Source organism: Enterobacter sp. BNK-16 (assembly GCF_048684955.1).
Classification (GTDB): domain Bacteria; phylum Pseudomonadota; class Gammaproteobacteria; order Enterobacterales; family Enterobacteriaceae; genus Enterobacter; species Enterobacter bugandensis.
Genome location: NZ_JBLQTQ010000001.1, coordinates 751,778 through 767,819 on the forward strand (window position 1 = coordinate 751,778; position 16,042 = coordinate 767,819).

A 16,042-nucleotide genomic window follows, 5' to 3' on the forward strand; every position below is an offset into this window, starting at 1 on the left:
CAGATGGCATCGTTGATTCAGGTTCGTAACTTACTGGCATTGCAGGGACGCATGGAGGCAAAACAGCTCAGCCTTAGCCTGCATACCCCGCAGCCGATGATCGATGCCATGCTGGAGCGCCTGGAAGCCATGGGTAAAGCCGTGCGGATTCAGGAAGAAGCAGAGGGTTGCCTCTCCGGCAGTTGTAAAAGCTGTCCGGAAGGAAAGGCCTGTCTCAGGGAGTGGTGGGCACTGCGCTAATAAAGCCGGGCATTGGTGCCCGGCTTTATCGTATTACTTATAGACGTCCGCAGTAGCGCGTACGTTTTTGGTATATTTCTCAGCGCTGGTAATCACGTAGTAAGTGCCGCCAAGCTCATCCGCTTTCTTAGACAGCTCACGTTTCGCGTCCATCGGCGCAGTGGTGTCAGACGTAGAAATCTCACCAATTTTCGTCAGATTCATCCCGGCAACCTTATCTTTTTCCAGCTCTTTTGCCGCAAAGGCGCCAAATGACAATGACCCAATAACCAGAGAAGTGACAATACCCGTAACAAGTTTCATAGCCTGACTCTCCATAGGATTGTTGTTTTGATTATCGTAGGCAGAACAACCGCAACGACATCTGGAGTATGGTTGCGGTGTGTAACTTTTTCCAGGCAGGATAGAAAATAATCAGTCTAAACGTTGACTTAACGCAACCAACGCTGAACAAAATTCCGTCGGATGAGAGATAAACGGCGCATGCGCGGCTTTTGCTATGACATGTGATTCGCTGTCCGGCCAGAGGGAATCCAGAAGTGGGATCACTTTGCGCGGCACCAGCCCGTCGAGATAGCCATAGATGCGCAGGTGCGGCATGCTCAGCCCGGCCAGCGGCTCGCGCAGATCGGCCGTTTTCAGGATCTCAAGACCGCCGTTAAGCACCTCGACGTCCGGCATCGGCAGGGAGAGCACCACCTGCTTTAACGCTCTGGCATCCTGACGCGCGGTTTCGGTGCCCATCGTCTGCAAGGCGAGGAATCGCTCGACGGTCCGCTGGAAATCGTCGCTCAGCTGCTGCTGGAAGCCCGCCAGAACGTCAGGTTTGATGCCGGGCCACGCCTCTTGCGCGCTAAAGCATGGCGACGAGGCCACGGTGACCAGCGCCCTAACGCGCTCGGGCCAGGAGAGCGCAATCTGGCTTGCCACCAGCCCGCCCAGACTCCAGCCCAGCCAGATGGCATTTTGCGGCGCGGCGTCTACAACGTGCTGCGCCATTTCATCAAGCGACATCGCGCCAAAGCCACGGCTGCGACCATAGCCCGGCAGATCAACCAGATGTAACGTAAATTGCGAGGCAAGTTCCTCGCTTATGCAATGCCACACTTCCGCATTCAGGCCCCATCCGTGCAGCAGCACAAGATGGCAATTTCCTGTCCCTACGGTCTGCCACCACAGCGTCTTCATCAGTTACTGTTCTCTTTTTTCACATGGAGGTTGCACATGCTAACAGTGCCTGGCTTGTGCTGGCTATGCAAAATGCCGCTTGCCCTCAGCGTGTGGGGCGTCTGTTCCGTCTGCACGCGTTCGCTGGAAAGGCGTATCACAACCTGCCCGCAATGTGGTTTACCGGCGGCGAACCGCGATTTGCCCTGCGGCCGCTGCCTGAAAAAATCCCCGCCGTGGAGCGCGCTGGTGACCGTGGATGATTATGTTCCGCCGCTGAGCGGGCTTATTCACGCCCTGAAGTTTTCCGGCCAGAGTTCGCTGGCGCAGCCCCTTGCCCGCCTGCTTTTACTGGCCGTTTTACAGGCGCGACGAACCCGCGCTTTGCCGAAAATCGACATGGTGATGAATGTCCCCTTATACCGACGCCGGCACTGGCGGCGCGGCTATAATCAAAGCGACCTGCTCTGCCGACCGCTCGCCCGGTGGCTGGGTTGTCGCTACGATGCCAGCGCGATTACCCGCGTTCATGCCACCGCCATCCAGCATCAGCTCAACGCCAGGCTTCGCAAAAGGAACCTGAAAAACGCCTTTCGCCTTGAATTGCCGGTCCACGGCCTCCATATCGCCATCGTGGATGACGTCGTCACCACAGGCAGTACCGTTGCTGAACTTTCCCGACTGCTTTTGCAAAGCGGCGCCGCGTCGGTTCAGGTATGGTGTCTGTGCCGTACCTTGTAGCCCTTCTTCAATGGGCGTATGATTATACCCAGGTAATTTAGTCAACTATTAGGCCAAAGCTATGATCCGTATTTCCGATTCTGCACAAGCGCACTTTGCCAAACTGCTGGCAAATCAGGAAGAAGGGACGCAGATCCGCGTGTTTGTGATCAATCCAGGCACTCCGAATGCAGAATGTGGTGTCTCTTATTGTCCTCCGGACGCTGTGGAAGCAACTGACACTGCCCTTAAATTTGAACAGCTCACCGCTTACGTCGATGAACTGAGCGCGCCGTATCTTGAAGATGCGGAAATCGACTTTGTCACCGACCAGCTGGGTTCTCAGCTGACCCTGAAAGCGCCAAACGCCAAAATGCGTAAAGTCTCTGACGATGCGCCGCTGATGGAGCGCGTCGAGTATCTGCTGCAGTCCCAGATCAACCCACAACTGGCCGGCCACGGCGGTCGCGTTTCTCTGATGGAAATCACGGAAGACGGCCTGGCGATCCTGCAGTTTGGCGGCGGCTGTAACGGTTGCTCCATGGTCGACGTGACCCTGAAAGAAGGGATCGAGAAGCAGCTGCTGAACGAATTCCCGGAACTGAAAGGCGTGCGCGACCTGACAGAGCACCAGCGCGGCGAGCACTCTTACTACTAATTCAGTACCCGTCTGTATTGCCCGGTGGCGCTGCGCTTACCGGGCCTGACTCCCTTGCCTTCCCCCCTCTATATGTTGACCTGCGTCTCATAATTCAAATTTTGCCTCACCGGGTGATTCTCAACCACGATATGTTACCCGTATCATTCTCGTGGGCACTCAACACCCTTATAACAGCCGACTAAACTTAACTGTTTCGCAGGCATCAGTATGAGTGCCGTTAACCACTCTGTTCCCAGTTGGGACAACCGGAATTTGTCGTTGAAACAATGACGTTACCCATAACAATTCAAAGGCCAGGTAAATCATGCCATTAGTCATCGTTGCTATCGGTGTTGTGTTATTACTGCTCTTGATGATCCGCTTCAAAATGAACGGATTTATCGCTCTGGTTCTGGTGGCACTTGCAGTCGGTCTGATGCAGGGGATGCCGCTGGTTAAAGTTATCAACTCTATCAAAGCCGGTGTCGGCGGCACGCTCGGCAGCCTGGCGCTGATCATGGGCTTCGGCGCCATGCTCGGTAAAATGCTGGCGGACTGCGGGGGCGCGCAGCGTATTGCCACCACCCTGATTGCCAAATTCGGTAAACAGCACATCCAGTGGGCGGTGGTGTTAACCGGTTTTACCGTCGGTTTCGCGCTGTTCTATGAAGTGGGCTTCGTGCTGATGCTGCCGTTGGTGTTCACCATCGCCGCCGCGGCCAACATCCCGCTGCTGTTCGTGGGTGTGCCAATGGCTGCTGCGCTGTCCGTGACCCACGGCTTCCTGCCACCGCACCCGGGTCCAACCGCCATCGCCACCATCTTCCACGCCGATATGGGTAAAACCCTGCTGTTCGGTACGATTCTGGCGATCCCGACCGTAATTCTGGCAGGCCCGGTGTATGCCCGTTTCCTGAAAGGCATTGATAAGCCTATTCCGGAAGGTCTGTACAGCGCCAAAACCTTCACTGAAGAAGAGATGCCAGGCTTTGGCGTCAGCGTCTGGACCTCGCTGGTACCGGTGATCCTGATGGCAATGCGCGCCGTGGCGGAGATGATCCTGCCGAAAGGCCACGCTTTCCTGGCCGTTGCCGAGTTCCTCGGCGACCCGGTGATGGCAACGCTGATTGCGGTATTGATTGCGATGTTCACCTTCGGCCTGAACCGTGGCCGCTCCATGGATCAGATCAACGACACGCTGACCTCGTCCATCAAAATCATTGCCATGATGCTGCTGATTATCGGTGGTGGCGGTGCGTTCAAGCAGGTGCTGGTCGACAGCGGCGTGGACAAATACATCGCTTCCATGATGCATGAAACCAATATCTCTCCAATCCTGATGGCGTGGTCTATTGCTGCCGTGCTGCGTATCGCGCTGGGTTCTGCAACCGTTGCGGCGATTACAGCGGGCGGTATCGTTGCGCCGCTGATTGCCACCACGGGCGTCAGCCCTGAGCTGATGGTTATTGCGGTAGGCTCCGGCAGCGTGATTTTCTCTCACGTGAACGATCCGGGCTTCTGGCTGTTCAAGGAGTACTTCAACCTGACCATCGGTGAGACCATCAAGTCCTGGTCAATGCTGGAAACCATTATTTCGGTCTGCGGCCTGGTAGGGTGTCTGCTGTTGAATATGGCTCTCTGACTCTCCTGCTCGATCGGTTCCCTCTCCCCTTTGGGGAGAGGGCTAGGGTGAGGGGCAAATTACGACTTCTTACCCACCGCCCTTCTGCGCTTATCCAAATCTTTAATCAGCCTGTTCACTCCGCCATCGGCAAACATCGTCTCAAGCGTTGTGGACAGCTTGCGGCGCCAGTTCTTGTACTGATAGCTGGTGCCCGGAACGTTCACCGGCTCCGCCATATCAATCCAGTCTTCCGGCTGCAGGCCGAGCAAAGCGCTGTTGCTGTCGGCAATATAGCGCTGCAGGCCACGATTGAGCGTTGGGGTCATTGCCATCAGCGACGCCTTATGTCCGGCACGCTTGGGCAGACAGCCATGCTTGTGCAGCGCATCCAGCAGCCCCTGCTTCGCCAGCTCGCGGTCCTGATACAGCCCGCGCAGAACCTCTTCATCTGGATAGAGGCCCAGCGTTTTGCCGAGGGTCAGATCGCCGCTTTCCCAGTAGCCTCTGAGCGTAGGAAGATCATGCGTCGTCGCGACTGCCATTGACTGTTCAGGGTACGCTTTCGGCGCGCGGAAGGTTTTCTCATGGTCGTTTTCAAAATAGAGCACTTTGTAGGAATAAACCCCGCTGTCGCGGAGCTTGCTGACAATTTCCACCGGTACGGTACCGAGATCTTCACCGATCACCATGCACTGATGACGTTTACTCTCCAGGGCCAGGATCGACAGCAGATCGTCCACCGGATACTGCACGTACGCCCCGTGATCGGCCGTTTCACCGTACGGGATCCACCACAGGCGCAGCACGGACATCACGTGGTCGATGCGCAGCGCCCCGCAGTTCTGCATGTTCGCGCGCAGCAGGTCGATAAACGGCTCGTAGGCGCGCGCCGCCATCACGTGCGGATCCATCGGCGGCAGGCCCCAGTTCTGACCGAGCGGGCCGAGGATATCCGGCGGCGCGCCGACGGATGCTTTCAGGCAGTAAAGCTCACGGTCACACCAGGTTTCCGCGCCGCCTTCCGCCACGCCCACGGCCAGATCGCGATACAGGCCGATCGGCATCTTATAGCCCTGGCTCACCTGCCAGCAGGCGGCAAACTGGCTGTACGCCAGCCACTGCAGCCACAGGTAGAAGTCCACCTCGTCGGCATGATTTTTACAGAAGGCTTTGACTTCAGGGGTATCCACGGTCTGATACGCTTCCGGCCAGACCGGCCAGCCCCAGCGCATTTCGTCCTCTTTCACCTGATACGCGTGCAGCGCATCAAATGCCGCCTGCCAGTAGAGGCTTTCACCTTCCTGCATCACGAACTGGCGGAAGGCCGCCATCTGCTCGTCGTCGCGCTTCGCAAAGCCTTTCCACGCCAGGCGCAGAGCCGCCATCTTCAGCGCGGTCACGGAGGCATAATCTACCCAGTCCGCATCGCGGGCCTGCTTCAGCAGCTGCTGGGTGGTCTCAAGCTTCCACCACGCCTGTGCCTCTTTGCTGTTTTTGAAATCGTCTAACGCGTTAACGTCGATGTAAATCACGTTCAGCCAGCGTCGGGAAGACGGGCTGTACGGGCTCGCGCTTTCCGGGTTGGCCGGATAGAGCGCGTGGATCGGGTTGAGGCCGATAAACGCGCCGCCGCGCTCACCAACAGATGCCAGCATCTTTTTCAGATCGCCAAAATCGCCGATGCCCCAGTTGCTGTCTGAACGCAGCGTATAGAGCTGCACGCAGGCGCCCCACAGTTTTTTGCCTTCGAGCAGCGCCTGCGGCTCATAGCAGCGTTTTGGCGCGACGATCACCCGGCAGTGAAAACGCTGTTCGTCCTGGGTGAGCGTCAGGCTGTGGTAGCCCTCCGGCAGCTTTGCCGGAAGGTTTAACGTTTTGCCGCCGGTGGCGTGGCCTTTATGCTGATGCCCCTCTTCGGTGGTGAGCAGCCAGCTATACTCGCCGCGCCCCTCCACCGCCAGCGGCATCTTTTTGCCTGCGGTAAAGACCTTCACGTTTGGCACCGGAGCAACCGACGCGTTCGCGTCGGTTTTGTGCATGGCATCCAGCAAACGTCTTTTGGTGTCCGCACCAATAGACTGCGGTTTGCCGTGCGCATTGATGTAACTGAGGCTAATTCCCGCCGCCTGCGCGGCACTGTCCAGACGTTTACTCTCCATCGCGCTTCCTTAGCGTTTTGCCTGCCAGATACGGGCCTGATAATCACGGATTGAGCGGTCAGAGCTGAACATGCCGCAGCGCGCGGTGTTCAGAATGCACGCCCGGGTCCACGCTTCCTGGTCGCGGTACAGCACGTCGACCTGTTTCTGCGCTTCAACGTAGGCCGTGAAGTCCGCCATCACCAGGTACGGGTCGCCGCCGTGTTTGTCCATGCTGTGCAGCATCTGGTCAAACGCGTGCTTGTCGCCATCGCTGTATTTGCCGCTTTCCAGCTCCTTCAGCACCGCATCCAGCACTTTGTCTTTTTTACGCCATTTCACCGGGTCGTAGCCTTTGGCCTTGATGGCTTTCACTTCTTCAACAGTATGGCCGAAGATAAAGATGTTCTCTTCACCGACCTTCTCGGCGATTTCGACATTCGCACCATCCAGCGTGCCGACGGTCAGCGCGCCGTTGAGCGCCAGCTTCATGTTGCCGGTACCGGACGCTTCTTTTCCTGCGGTCGAGATCTGCTCGGAGATATCCGCCGCCGGGATCAGCATTTCCGCCGCCGAGACGCAGTAATCCGGCAGGAACACGACCTTCAGCTTGTCGCCCACTTTCGGATCGCTGTTGATCGCCGCCGCCACTTTATTGATGGCGAGGATAATGTTTTTCGCCAGGTAGTAGCCCGGCGCCGCCTTCGCACCGAACAGGAACACGCGCGGCACGCGGTCGGCCTGCGGGTTCTCGCGGATCTCTTTGTACAGCGCCAGAATATGCAGCAGGTTCAGGTGCTGACGCTTGTACTCGTGCAGGCGTTTGATCTGGATATCGAAAATGGCGTTCGGGTTGATCTCAATCCCGGTACGCATTTTCACAAACTCCGCCAGGCGAACCTTGTTCTCCAGCTTGATCGCGCGGTACTGCTCGCGGAATTTCGCATCGTCGGCGTATTTTTCCAGGTTAATCAGCTGGTCCAGATCGTTGGCCCACTCTTTCTTCAGGGTCTTATCCAGCAGGCCGGCCAGCAGCGGATTGCACTGCTTGATCCAGCGACGCGGCGTAATGCCGTTGGTCACGTTGTGGAACTTGGTCGGCCACAGCTGGTGATATTCCGGGAACAGATCTTTCACCACCAGATCGGAGTGCAGCGCCGCCACGCCGTTAACGGCAAAGCCGCTCACCACGCACATGTTCGCCATACGCACCTGTTTGTCGTGCACCACCGCCAGCTTCGCCCAGACGGCTTTGTCGGCCGGCCAGGTTTTCTCCACCAGCGTTTTGAACTGGTCGTTAATCTTGTTGATGATCTGCATGTGGCGCGGCAGCAGCGTTTTCACCAGCTTCTCATCCCAGCACTCGAGCGCTTCCGGCATCAGGGTGTGGTTGGTATAGGCGAAGGTGCGGCTGGTGATGGCCCAGGCGTCGTCCCAGCTCAGCTGATGCTCGTCAATCAGCACGCGCAGCAGTTCCGGGATGGCAATAGTCGGGTGCGTGTCGTTAAGCTGAATGACTTCGAAGTCCGGCAGCTGCGCCAGCTTGCGGCCCGCCAGGTGATGGCGACGCAGAATGTCCGCCACGGAGCAGGCGCACTGGAAGTACTGCTGCATCAGGCGCAGCTTTTTGCCCGCCAGATGGTTATCGTTCGGATAGAGGACTTTGGTCAGCTTCTCGGCGTCGATGCCCTGCTGCTCGGCACGCAGGAAATCGCCGTCGTTGAATTTGGTCAGGTTGAACGGATGCGCGTGCTTCGCCTGCCACAGGCGCAGCGGCTGCGCCACGCCGTTACGGTAGCCGAGCACCGGCAGATCCCAGGCTTCACCGGTAATAGTGAACGCCGGTTCCCAGAGCCCCTGCTTCGTCACTTTCCCGCCGATGCCGACCTGCACGTCCAGCTGCGCGTTGTGGCGGAACCACGGGTAGGTATTGCGATGCCAGTCGTCCGGCGCTTCCATCTGGTGGCCGTCGGCAAACGACTGGCGGAACAGGCCGTACTGGTAGTTCAGGCCATAGCCAATCGCCGACTGGCCGACCGTTGCCATAGAGTCAAGGAAACAGGCCGCCAGACGCCCCAGTCCGCCGTTGCCCAGCGCCGGGTCGATCTCTTCTTCCAGCAGGTCGGTCAGGTTAATGTCGTGCTCTTTCAGCACATCACCCACCTCCTGATACCAGCCAAGGTTCAGCAGGTTGTTGCCGGTCAGGCGGCCAATCAGGAACTCCATCGAGATATAGTTAACGTGACGCTGGCCTTTGACGGGCTTCGCCACGGGCTGAGCATCCAGCTGCTCTGCGAGCGCCCCGCTCACCGCCTGCCACCACTGGTGAGGCGTCATCTCGTTTGCAGCATGAAGGCCAAAACGCTGCCACTGACGCGTCAGGGCAGCCTGGAATTGAGCTTTGTTGAAGGTAGGCTGTGACATAGGGGATCGGCATCCTTTAGAAAGAAAACACAAGTTGGCGCTAGTGTGCCTGGCTCATTTCACCTCTTCCTCCTCCCGTGGGGGATTAGACAGGGAGGAGTAGCGGGGATGAGCGTAAAAGTGTGATCGAGGCCACTCTGAGAGCATAGCTGGAGTGTGCCCGGAAGATAAAAAAGTAACCGGGGAGAATGTCAAAGTAATGAAATGCGGTTTTGGATGAAATTAATTCATGCGGAAATGATTGCTTACGGAGAATAATATTTCAGCAATCGGGTCCTGCCTAAGGAGATTATTAATCTCACTCAACTTTACCCGAAGTTTATTAAATTCGATGTCATTATACCTTTCTGAAACCAGTTTCAGCCCAGCCTCGTGACATCCATACAAGCCAGCATTGACGCGGCATCAAAGCCTTTTCAAAAAAGTTCCAGTACTGACCGGAATGTTTTGTGACAGAGTGCAAATTCAGAGCCACAAAAGCCAGACATAACTTGCAATAGTTCTCTTTCTGACCGACCTTATAGCTATTAATTACGAAGCGCAAAAAAAATAAATTCTCTCGTTCCCCACAGTGAAGTGAAACCTATGTTGATTCCGTCAAAATTAAGTCGCCCGGTTCGTCTTGACCATACAGTGGTCCGCGAGCGTCTGCTGGCTAAACTTTCCGGCGCGCATAATTTCCGACTGGCGCTGGTTACGAGCCCTGCAGGTTATGGAAAAACAACGCTCATTTCACAATGGGCCGCAGGTAAGAGCGATCTTGGCTGGTACTCCCTCGACGAGGGCGATAACCAGCAAGAGCGTTTTGCCAGCTATCTGATTGCCGCTATTCAACAGGCAACTAACGGACACTGCGTCGCCAGCGAGGCGATGGTGCAAAAGCGCCAGTACGCCAGCCTGTCCTCCCTTTTCTCTCAGCTGTTTATCGAACTGGCCGAATGGCATCGCCCGCTGTACGTGGTGATTGATGACTATCATCTGATCACGAACCCGGTTATCCATGAGTCGATGCGCTTCTTCCTGCGCCACCAGCCGGAAAACCTGACCCTGGTCGTGCTGTCACGCAACCTGCCGCAGCTCGGTATTGCCAACCTGCGCGTGCGCGATCAGCTTCTGGAAGTGGGCAGCCAGCAGCTGGCCTTTACCCACCAGGAAGCGAAACAGTTCTTTGACTGCCGCCTGACCTCACCCATTGAGGCCTCCGAAAGCAGCCGCTTGTGTGATGATGTCGCGGGCTGGGCCACGGCGCTACAGCTGATTGCCCTTTCTGCCCGGCAAAACAACAGCCCGACGCACCAGTCTGCGCGCCGTCTGGCCGGCATCAACGCCAGCCATCTTTCGGATTACCTGGTGGATGAGGTGCTGAACAGCGTCGATCCCTCCACCCGCAATTTCCTGCTGAAAAGCTCCCTGCTGCGCTCCATGAACGACGCGCTGATTGTGCGCGTAACAGGCTGTGAGAACGGTCAGCTGCAGCTGGAAGAGATTGAACGTCAGGGCCTGTTCCTGACGCGCATGGACGACCCCGGCGAGTGGTTCAGCTATCACCCGCTGTTTGGCAGCTTCCTGCGCCAGCGCTGCCAGTGGGAGCTGGCAACGGAATTGCCGGAAATCCACCGCGCCGCCGCCGAAAGCTGGATGGCGCAAGGCTTCCCGAGCGAGGCCATTCACCACGCGCTTGCCGCCGGTGACGCCAGCATGCTGCGCGATATCCTGCTTAACCACGCGTGGGGGCTGTTTAACCACAGCGAACTGACGCTGCTGGAAGAGTCGTTGAAAGCCCTGCCGTGGGAGAGCCTGCTGGAGAACCCGCGCCTGGTGCTGCTCCAGGCCTGGCTGATGCAGAGCCAGCACCGCTACAGCGAAGTGAATACCCTGCTGGCGCGCGCCGAGCAGGAGATGGAAAGCGAAATGGATATCACCCTCCACGGCGAATTTAACGCCCTGCGGGCGCAGGTCGCGATTAACGACGGCGATGCGGATGAAGCGGAACGGCTGGCGATGGTCGCGCTGGATGAACTGCCGCTGGCGAATTTCTACAGCCGGATTGTGGCTACCTCGGTGCACGGCGAAGTGCTGCACTGCAAGGGCGAACTGACGCGTTCCCTTTCGCTGATGCAGCAAACCGAGCAGATGGCGCGCCGCCATGATGTGTGGCACTACGCCCTGTGGAGCCTGATCCAGCAAAGCGAGATTTTATTCGCACAGGGGTTCCTGCAGGCCGCCTGGGAAAATCAGGAAAAAGCGTTCCAGCTGATTCGTGAACAGCACCTGGAACAGCTGCCGATGCACGAGTTCCTGTTGCGTATTCGCGCTCAACTGCTGTGGGCATGGTCGCGTCTGGATGAAGCAGAAAGCTGCGCCCGTCAGGGTGTGAACGTGCTCTCTGGCTTCCAGCCTCAGCAGCAATTGCAGTGTCTGGCCCTGCTGGTGCAGTGCTCGCTGGCGCGTGGCGATCTGGATAACGCCCGCAATCACCTTAACCGTCTGGAAAACCTGCTCGGCAACGGTCAGTACCACAGCGACTGGGTATCGAACGCCGACAAGGTTCGGGTGATTTACTGGCAGATGACGGGGGACAAAAAATCCGCCGCCAACTGGCTGCGCCAGACGCCTAAACCGGAATTTGCCAATAACCACTTCCTGCAAAGCCAGTGGCGCAACATCGCCCGCGTGCAGATCCTGCTGGGTGACTTTGAGCCTGCCGAAATTGTGCTGGAAGAGTTAAACGAAAACGCCCGCAGCCTGCGTCTGATGAGCGACCTGAACCGCAACCTGCTGCTGCTCAACCAGCTTTACTGGCAGGCGGGCCGCAAAAATGACGCCCAGCGCGTGCTGCTGGAAGCCTTGCAGCTGGCGAACCGCACCGGGTTTATTAGCCACTTCGTGATTGAAGGTGAAGTGATGGCGCAGCAGCTGCGCCAGCTGATTCAGCTCAACACGCTGCCGGAGCTGGATCAGCATCGCGCCCAGCGAATCCTGCGCGAGATTAATCAGCACCATCGCCACAAGTTTGCGCATTTCGACGAGAACTTTGTTGAACGCCTGCTGAACCACCCGGAAGTGCCGGAGCTTATTCGCACCAGCCCGCTCACCCAGCGCGAATGGCAGGTGCTGGGGCTGATCTATTCAGGCTATAGCAACGAGCAGATTGCCGGTGAGCTGGCGGTGGCGGCAACCACCATCAAAACGCACATTCGCAATCTGTATCAGAAGCTGGGCGTGGCGCACCGTCAGGACGCGGTGCAGCATGCGCAGCAGCTGTTGAAGATGATGGGGTACGGAGTTTAGTTTTGTGCGGCCTGATGCCCTCACCCCGGCCCTCTCCCACAGGGAGAGGGAGAACAATTTGTAGGTCGGGTAAGCGCAGCGCCACCCGACACAGCCGCTAGCACAATTCCAGCTGCAAATTATTATCCTTAATCACCTGCATCACGCCCGCCGGTGGCATCACGTCGGTATAGACCGCATCCACCATGCTGATGCTGCCCATGTTCACCATCGCGTTACGGCCAAACTTCGAATGGTCCACCACCAGCATCACGTGGCGCGAGTTCTCAATAATCGCGCGCTTGGTGCGCACCTCGTGATAATCAAACTCCAGCAGTGAGCCGTCGGCGTCGATGCCGCTGATCCCCAGGATGCCGAAGTCGAGGCGGAACTGAGAGATAAAGTCGAGCGTCGCTTCGCCAATAATTCCGCCGTCGCGGCTGCGCAGTTCGCCGCCCGCGAGGATGATGCGGAAATCATCTTTCTGCATCAACGTGTTGGCGACGTTCAGGTTATTGGTCACCACGCGCAGGTTTTCGTGATCCAGCAGCGCATGAGCAACCGCTTCCGGCGTGGTGCCGATGTCAATAAACAGCGTCGCACCGTTCGGGATTTGGCTCGCCACTTTACGCGCAATGCGCTCTTTCTCTGCCGTCTGCGTGGCTTTACGGTCGTGCCAGGAGGTGTTGACCGAGCTGGACGGCAGCGCCGCGCCGCCGTGGTGGCGCAAAATACGGTTCTGATCGGCCAGATCGTTCAGGTCACGACGGATGGTTTGCGGGCTGACGGCAAACTGCTCGACCAGCTCTTCGGTGCTGACGTATCCCTGTTTTTTGACCAGTTCGATAATGGCGTCATGACGTTGTGTTTGTTTCATCAATTATCCCTGAGAATTATGTTCGTTTTCGCGCATGGAGCGTGTCGGCAAGCGCCATTGCAAGACCAACGGCGAGGCCGGTGACGTGCGCACCATTGGCGATAGACATACCAAACAGATCAAACCATCCGGCAATTAGCCATATTAACGCAAAGGCTATTAATCCGCGTTGTAAATAGATGCCGCTTTCCGGGTCGCGCTCCCCGCGAAGCCAGACGTAGCCCATCAAAGCGTAGACGACACCCGACAGCCCGCCGAACCACGGGCCGCTGAATTTATGCTGTACATAGCCGCTCAGCAGGGCGCTGATTACGGTGATGACAATCAGCTTGCCGCTGCCGAGCCGCTTCTCAACGATACCGCCGAGATACCACCACCACAGCAGGTTAAAGAGGATATGCATCACCGAGAAATGCATCAGCGCGTGGGTAAAGTAGCGCCAGACGTCAAAATCCAGCGACGGATCATACGGCCACGCCAGCGCGATCATCACGCTCTGGTCGCCCACCACGTTCATAATAATGAAGACGATAATGCAGGCTGCCATCAGCAGCAGCGTAAACGGGCCCGCGCGCTCGCGAATCGTGGCAAGGAAGGGAAAGCGGCTGTAATGCAGTCCGCTGCCGGTCTGCCCGGATTGCCAGCTGGCCGCCAGATAGCGCGGGTCGCCGGGGTTCTCAAGGAAACGCGCCAGCTCCTCGTTGACCCGCCCTGCCTGGCTCTCATCGGCCAGCCAGACGTCGGTCTGAGTATGTTGCTGAATGGTCAGAATAACGCCCTGCGTCGCCATATAGTCGACAAACGCCTGGGCGACGCGCGGGTTGGTAAAAGAGGTGATCATCAACATGGGCAGCGGTCGCTTATTTCCACACAAAAGGGGACAGTATAGCGGGATTAGCGCTCAAACGCGTATTCCACTTCTGCCGGGAAATGACGATGCCAGGCATCAAAGCCGCCGTCGACGCTGTATACCGCGTCATAGCCTTGCTGAATCAGATACTGCGCCGCGCCTTTGCTGCTGTTGCCGTGGTAGCACATGACCATAACGGGCGTTTCGAAGTCGTTATCGCGCATAAACGCGCCCAGCGTGTCGTTGGTCAGATGAAACGCGCCCGGCGTGTGGCCCATAGCAAAACTCTGCGGGTCGCGAATGTCCACCAGCACCGCTTTTCCCTGGTGCATCTTCTGGTGGGCTTCTTCTACGTTAATACATTCAAACTGATCCATGGTGTTCTCTTTACAGTGGTCAACGACAAGATTTTACCCCGTAGTGTACGTCCTGGCGGCGGGTAAACGCCATTATGTTATCCATATCACTCTAAATTGTTTTTTTGATGTTACCAAAAGCGCGTTCCTTTGCTATTATGAGCGATATCGAACATTTTTGAGCTTTAACGAAAGTGCATGAGGGTGTTATGGAAACCAAAGATCTGATTGTGATAGGCGGTGGCATCAACGGTGCCGGTATTGCGGTTGATGCCGCAGGACGCGGTTTATCCGTGCTGATGCTGGAAGCTAACGATCTCGCCTGCGCGACGTCGTCCGCCAGCTCCAAGCTGATCCACGGTGGCCTGCGCTACCTGGAACACTACGAATTCCGCCTGGTCAGCGAAGCGCTGGCCGAACGCGAAGTGCTGCTGAAAATGGCCCCGCATCTGGCGATCCCGATGCGCTTCCGCCTGCCGCACCGTCCGCACCTGCGTCCGGCGTGGATGATCCGCATCGGCCTGTTTATGTACGATCATCTGGGCAAACGCACCAGCCTGCCGGGTTCGAACGGTTTGCGTTTTGGCTCAGAATCGGTCCTTAAGCCGGAAATCGTGCGCGGTTTCGAATATTCAGACTGCTGGGTGGACGATGCGCGTCTGGTTCTGGCGAATGCGCAGATGGTCGAGAAGAAAGGTGGCGAGGTGAAAACCCGGACCCGCGCGACCGCCGCCCGTCGTGAAAACGGCCTGTGGATTGTGGAAGCGGAAGACGTGGATACCGGCGAGAAGTTCAGCTGGAAGGCGCGCGGCCTGGTGAACGCCACCGGCCCGTGGGTGAAGCAGTTCTTCGACGACGGCATGCACCTGCCTTCGCCGTACGGCATCCGCCTGATCAAAGGCAGCCACATTGTGGTGCCGCGCGTGCATACCCAGAAGCAGGCTTATATCCTGCAAAACGAAGATAAACGCATCGTGTTTGTGATCCCGTGGATGGACGAATTCTCCATCATCGGCACCACCGACGTGGAGTACAAGGGCGATCCGAAGAACGTCGAGATCGACGAGAGCGAAGTGAACTACCTGTTGAAAGTGTATAACGCGCACTTTAAGAAACAGCTGTCGCGCGACGACGTGGTCTGGACCTACTCTGGCGTGCGTCCGCTGTGCGATGACGAGTCTGACTCACCGCAGGCCATCACCCGCGACTACACGCTTGATATCCACGACGTAGACGGTCAGGCACCGCTGCTGTCGGTGTTTGGCGGCAAGCTGACTACCTACCGCAAGCTGGCCGAGCACGCGCTGGAAAAACTGGCGCCGTACTACAAAGGTATTGGCCCGGCGTGGACCAAAGAGGCAGTGCTGCCCGGCGGAGATATTGGCGGAAACCGCGACGATTACGCCGCGAAGCTGCGCCGTCGCTTCCCGTTCATTACCGAAGGGATGGCGCGCCACTACGCCCGCACCTACGGCAGCAATACCGAGCTGTTCCTGGGCGACGCGAAATCGCTTGCCGATCTGGGTGAACATTTCGGCCACGAGCTGTACGAGGCCGAGCTGCGCTACCTGGTTGAGCACGAGTGGGTTCGCCGCCTTGAAGATGCCATCTGGCGTCGTACCAAAGAAGGGATGTGGCTTAACGCCGAGCAGCAGTCTCGCGTGGCGCAGTGGCTGCAGCAGCATGCGGGGAAGCGTGAGCTGTCGCTGGCGTCGTGATGTAAAAAGCCCGGTGGC

At 57.5% G+C, this 16,042-nt stretch carries 13 protein-coding genes; 6 read left to right on the top strand and 7 right to left on the bottom strand.

The window, feature by feature from the left end:
* Positions 1-3: 3 nt before the first annotated feature.
* Positions 4-240, top strand: coding sequence for a [Fe-S]-dependent transcriptional repressor FeoC (gene feoC, locus ACMGGH_RS03700; RefSeq protein WP_045259363.1), 237 nt, complete (start codon positions 4-6; stop codon positions 238-240).
* Positions 241-273: 33 nt separating this feature from the next.
* Here the strand turns inward: feoC and ACMGGH_RS03705 are convergent, their stop codons facing one another.
* Positions 274-543, bottom strand: coding sequence for a YdgH/BhsA/McbA-like domain containing protein (locus tag ACMGGH_RS03705; protein WP_045259364.1), 270 nt, complete (start codon positions 541-543; stop codon positions 274-276).
* A gap of 111 nt (positions 544-654) precedes the next feature.
* The gene (gene bioH, locus ACMGGH_RS03710; protein WP_045630304.1) at positions 655-1,428 is read right to left on the bottom strand and encodes a pimeloyl-ACP methyl ester esterase BioH; all 774 of its coding nucleotides are present in this window, start codon (positions 1,426-1,428) and stop codon (positions 655-657) included.
* A gap of 36 nt (positions 1,429-1,464) precedes the next feature.
* On the opposite strand from bioH, the gene gntX reads away from it, so the two are divergent.
* From gntX to gntT, 3 genes are all read left to right on the top strand, one after another.
* Entirely contained in the window at positions 1,465-2,148 is a 684-nt protein-coding gene (gene gntX / locus ACMGGH_RS03715) for a DNA utilization protein GntX (protein WP_192971943.1), read from the top strand.
* 61 nt (positions 2,149-2,209) lie between these two features.
* The gene (gene nfuA / locus ACMGGH_RS03720) at positions 2,210-2,785 is read left to right on the top strand and encodes a Fe-S biogenesis protein NfuA (RefSeq protein ID WP_003861601.1); all 576 of its coding nucleotides are present in this window, start codon (positions 2,210-2,212) and stop codon (positions 2,783-2,785) included.
* 307 nt (positions 2,786-3,092) lie between these two features.
* On the top strand, positions 3,093-4,409 hold the full coding sequence (gene gntT / locus ACMGGH_RS03725) for a gluconate transporter (RefSeq protein WP_232949147.1): 1,317 nt from the start codon (positions 3,093-3,095) through the stop codon (positions 4,407-4,409).
* 59 nt (positions 4,410-4,468) lie between these two features.
* On the opposite strand, the gene malQ is transcribed toward gntT, so the two are convergent.
* Positions 4,469-6,550, bottom strand: a complete 2,082-nt coding sequence (gene malQ / locus ACMGGH_RS03730) for a 4-alpha-glucanotransferase (RefSeq protein ID WP_232949146.1) — start codon at positions 6,548-6,550, stop codon at positions 4,469-4,471.
* 9 nt (positions 6,551-6,559) lie between these two features.
* Positions 6,560-8,953 carry a maltodextrin phosphorylase gene (malP, locus tag ACMGGH_RS03735; RefSeq protein WP_232949145.1) on the bottom strand — a complete coding sequence of 798 codons (2,394 nt, stop codon included), beginning with the start codon at positions 8,951-8,953 and terminating at the stop codon, positions 6,560-6,562.
* Between the two features lie 585 nt (positions 8,954-9,538).
* Here malP and malT point away from each other — a divergent pair.
* Positions 9,539-12,244 carry an HTH-type transcriptional regulator MalT gene (gene malT, locus ACMGGH_RS03740; RefSeq protein WP_047367202.1) on the top strand — a complete coding sequence of 902 codons (2,706 nt, stop codon included), beginning with the start codon at positions 9,539-9,541 and terminating at the stop codon, positions 12,242-12,244.
* Positions 12,245-12,341: 97 nt separating this feature from the next.
* Here the strand turns inward: malT and ACMGGH_RS03745 are convergent, their stop codons facing one another.
* The 3 genes from ACMGGH_RS03745 to glpE are packed head-to-tail and all read right to left on the bottom strand — an operon-like array spanning position 12,342 to position 14,327.
* Entirely contained in the window at positions 12,342-13,100 is a 759-nt protein-coding gene (locus ACMGGH_RS03745; RefSeq protein ID WP_100171208.1) for a DeoR/GlpR family transcriptional regulator, read from the bottom strand.
* A 16-nt stretch (positions 13,101-13,116) separates the two neighbouring features.
* Positions 13,117-13,947: a rhomboid family intramembrane serine protease GlpG gene (gene glpG / locus ACMGGH_RS03750; RefSeq protein ID WP_045259371.1), complete on the bottom strand. Its 831-nt coding sequence runs from the start codon at positions 13,945-13,947 to the stop codon at positions 13,117-13,119.
* Positions 13,948-13,994: 47 nt separating this feature from the next.
* Entirely contained in the window at positions 13,995-14,327 is a 333-nt protein-coding gene (glpE, locus tag ACMGGH_RS03755) for a thiosulfate sulfurtransferase GlpE (RefSeq protein ID WP_028014686.1), read from the bottom strand.
* Positions 14,328-14,515: 188 nt separating this feature from the next.
* Between glpE and glpD the strand changes: the two genes are divergently transcribed.
* The gene (gene glpD / locus ACMGGH_RS03760; RefSeq protein WP_041911900.1) at positions 14,516-16,024 is read left to right on the top strand and encodes a glycerol-3-phosphate dehydrogenase; all 1,509 of its coding nucleotides are present in this window, start codon (positions 14,516-14,518) and stop codon (positions 16,022-16,024) included.
* Positions 16,025-16,042: the final 18 nt, after the last annotated feature.

What these genes read in the sequence shown, in the direction of transcription:
- glpG (WP_045259371.1), bottom strand. Translation starts at nt 13,947, where the DNA reads ATGTTGATGATCACCTCTTTTACCAACCCGCGCGTCGCCCAGGCGTTT.
- bioH (WP_045630304.1), bottom strand. Translation starts at nt 1,428, where the DNA reads ATGAAGACGCTGTGGTGGCAGACCGTAGGGACAGGAAATTGCCATCTT.
- malQ (WP_232949146.1), bottom strand. Translation starts at nt 6,550, where the DNA reads ATGGAGAGTAAACGTCTGGACAGTGCCGCGCAGGCGGCGGGAATTAGC.
- gntX (WP_192971943.1), top strand. Translation starts at nt 1,465, where the DNA reads ATGCTAACAGTGCCTGGCTTGTGCTGGCTATGCAAAATGCCGCTTGCC.
- feoC (WP_045259363.1), top strand. Translation starts at nt 4, where the DNA reads ATGGCATCGTTGATTCAGGTTCGTAACTTACTGGCATTGCAGGGACGC.
- gntT (WP_232949147.1), top strand. Translation starts at nt 3,093, where the DNA reads ATGCCATTAGTCATCGTTGCTATCGGTGTTGTGTTATTACTGCTCTTG.
- malP (WP_232949145.1), bottom strand. Translation starts at nt 8,953, where the DNA reads ATGTCACAGCCTACCTTCAACAAAGCTCAATTCCAGGCTGCCCTGACG.
- ACMGGH_RS03745 (WP_100171208.1), bottom strand. Translation starts at nt 13,100, where the DNA reads ATGAAACAAACACAACGTCATGACGCCATTATCGAACTGGTCAAAAAA.
- ACMGGH_RS03705 (WP_045259364.1), bottom strand. Translation starts at nt 543, where the DNA reads ATGAAACTTGTTACGGGTATTGTCACTTCTCTGGTTATTGGGTCATTG.
- malT (WP_047367202.1), top strand. Translation starts at nt 9,539, where the DNA reads ATGTTGATTCCGTCAAAATTAAGTCGCCCGGTTCGTCTTGACCATACA.
- glpD (WP_041911900.1), top strand. Translation starts at nt 14,516, where the DNA reads ATGGAAACCAAAGATCTGATTGTGATAGGCGGTGGCATCAACGGTGCC.
- nfuA (WP_003861601.1), top strand. Translation starts at nt 2,210, where the DNA reads ATGATCCGTATTTCCGATTCTGCACAAGCGCACTTTGCCAAACTGCTG.
- glpE (WP_028014686.1), bottom strand. Translation starts at nt 14,327, where the DNA reads ATGGATCAGTTTGAATGTATTAACGTAGAAGAAGCCCACCAGAAGATG.